Origin of the sequence: Hydrotalea sp., assembly GCA_030054115.1 — a bacterium.
Taxonomy (GTDB): Bacteria; Pseudomonadota; Alphaproteobacteria; order JASGCL01; family JASGCL01; genus JASGCL01.
In genome coordinates this window covers 1-2448 of record JASGCL010000082.1, presented here as the reverse complement: position 1 = coordinate 2448, position 2448 = coordinate 1, and the positions used below count along the sequence as shown (strand labels likewise).

Sequence of the window (2448 nt, the reverse complement as noted above, 5' to 3'; positions counted from 1 at the left end):
CAGGGCCGCGCGGTGCGACATAAGGTTTAAATCAACTCATTTGCTTAAAAATTAACCCCGAGGCCGCCACCGACGAAGATGCCAATCGGCCCCGATTTGCTGGTGTAATTAACATTGAGGGCGTCGTTTAGCTGTTCATCCTCGTCGTCATAAAGTTTGGTTTTTTTAAATTCATGGAAATAGCGAATATTCATATCGGCGTGAAGAATGCCGTAATCATATTCAAAACTTACCTGCGGCACAATAACCACCCCTATATCTTTGGCTGTCTCTCCCGGGTTATGAACTGGCAATGCATGTGGGCCGATGTTGGTTGGCACCGGTGTTGCCTCCGGCCCAAGGTTGGTGAGCAAAAAACCTATATCCCCCTCGACTATTCGCGCCGCCGCTTCCCCGCCCGCTGGCGTGGCGGCTTGGGCCTCGCAACTTACATGTCTGCAACGTGCAACATATTCGGCGCGCGATTCTGTCGGCCAGGCTGAGCCAGTTGTATCAAAAGTTGGCCAATGGGCCGGTGGGATATAAAATAACCGACGCCACACGCCGAAAGAAATCGGGTGCGTATCGTCAGCGCCAATACCCAACAGGGTTCGGTGGTCAAACGACCGGATGTCACCTCTCTCTGGCACAAAAAATTGTGACAAGTATTTATCGGTAAAGCCTTTGCCGGTAGCGCCAGGACCAAACAACCCGGAGACTCCCGTGCAATGACTTACCCCGTCTGGCTCGTTGACGCTGTCGGTGTAGGTCACGTTGCCAGCACCGCAGTTGCCAACGTTACTGCTGGTGTTGATGGTATAGCTAGCATTACCCACGACCCGCAAGCCGCCCGCCCGCGCCGAGGTATTGCGTGATTTATTCCAACTGATAATTGGAATATCGACGCCAACCCCAAACCCGATGCGAATAGCAAAATGCCCATCGCTATCCAATTTAAAACGATAATTCGGCGTCAGGGTAAGAATATTATACGTCGCATTATAACCATATTGGTAAACGGCATTATCGCCCAGGCCGGTGCCGTTGACCTTATTTTTAAACGACAAATAATCAGCCGACAGCCCAACACCCACCCGATGGGTATAACCCAGCGATACACCATAACCAACCGTGCTAAATTTTGAACTGCTGAGGCCGAGGCTTTTAAAATTGCTAGGTTGCGATAAATTGTAAGCATAACCGACATCGGTTTTTAAGCTTATTTTGCCGTCAAGGGCACGCTCCATCGCCGGCCAAATCCCCGGCATTTTGTCAATCATCATCATCGGCTCGGCCGGCTTGTTATTTTCTGCATTTTCTTCCGCGTTTTTTTGCGCTTGCGCGGCAATTTGGTTTGCCAACTCCTCTTTTTCTTTTGCCTGCTCAGCGTTGGCGTCCGCTTCTTTAGCGGTCTCTTTTACTTGTTGCTGTGCGTCGTTGCTTGCTTGTTCGGCGGCCTGCTGTTTGGCCTGTTGCGCGGCGGCCTGCTTCGCCTTATCGGCGGCATTTTTCTTGGCTTGCGCGGTGCCATTTTTTTGTGCCTGTTCTTCGGCAACCTGCTTGGCCTTTTCAGCGGCTTCGGCTTTGGCCTTTTCTATCTCGGCCTGCTTCGATTTCTCAGCCGCGTTTTTTTCGGCTTGCGCCACGGCAAGTTCTTTGGCGCGTTCTTTTGCCTGCTCGGTGGCGGCCTCTCTTGTTTTTCGTTTTTCTTCGGCCGCTTGTTGTGCTTTTTGCTTTTTGGCGGCGGCCTGCTTGGCTCTTTCCTTTTCATTAATCACGTTGACCACGCCCGGCTGTATGTTTTGCTCGCTTGGTGCGCCGGTAATATTATTGATGCTTTCTTCCGGCACCTTAATCGGCACGCCACGTTTAAGACCGCCGCAATAACCGATGCAAAAAATCAGGGTGAAGACCGTGCCCTCGGGGGTTGCTTCCAATTTGCCAACGCCCAACCCCACACCTTCTTTGGGCTTACATTTGTTAAAAAAACCAACATAGTCGGTTTTATGGCCACCAAGCGACGAGATATAACAGGTCGCCTCATCCAACGATAATGTTTCTTCAATTTGCTTATGCACCTCGTTCGGTTTTGCGGCAGGCGTCGCATCCGCCATATCGGGTGCCATGCCAGATGATTGCGCCAAAGCAATCGGCGACGGCGCAAGTATCGCCAGCACGGTCATAACACTCATTATATTTTTAAAAATCTTATTCACTTCGGAACCGCCTCATCCGTCCGTCAGGTGGCACCCTCAAGGCCAGCTTAGACTGCTCAACCCTATATCCCCACCTGTTTCCGAAACCGCCACTACGCGGTGCCATCATAATACAGGCAAAAGAACGGTAGGATTAGGCAACCAAAGACGTTATCGCCCAAACTCATCGCTTTGCGGCGTTAGTTCACAAAATGAATATTAAAAATTAAGACCAATTGCGCCGCCGACAAAAAACGCCAGCGGCCCCGATTTG

General features: G+C 50.9%; 1 protein-coding gene. It reads right to left on the bottom strand.

Annotated elements, in window-relative coordinates:
- Positions 1-44 precede the first annotated feature (44 nt).
- Positions 45-2171 (bottom strand): hypothetical protein, encoded by a 2127-nt coding sequence (locus tag QM529_07715; protein MDI9314541.1) that lies wholly within the window; start codon positions 2169-2171, stop codon positions 45-47.
- Positions 2172-2448 lie beyond the last annotated feature (277 nt).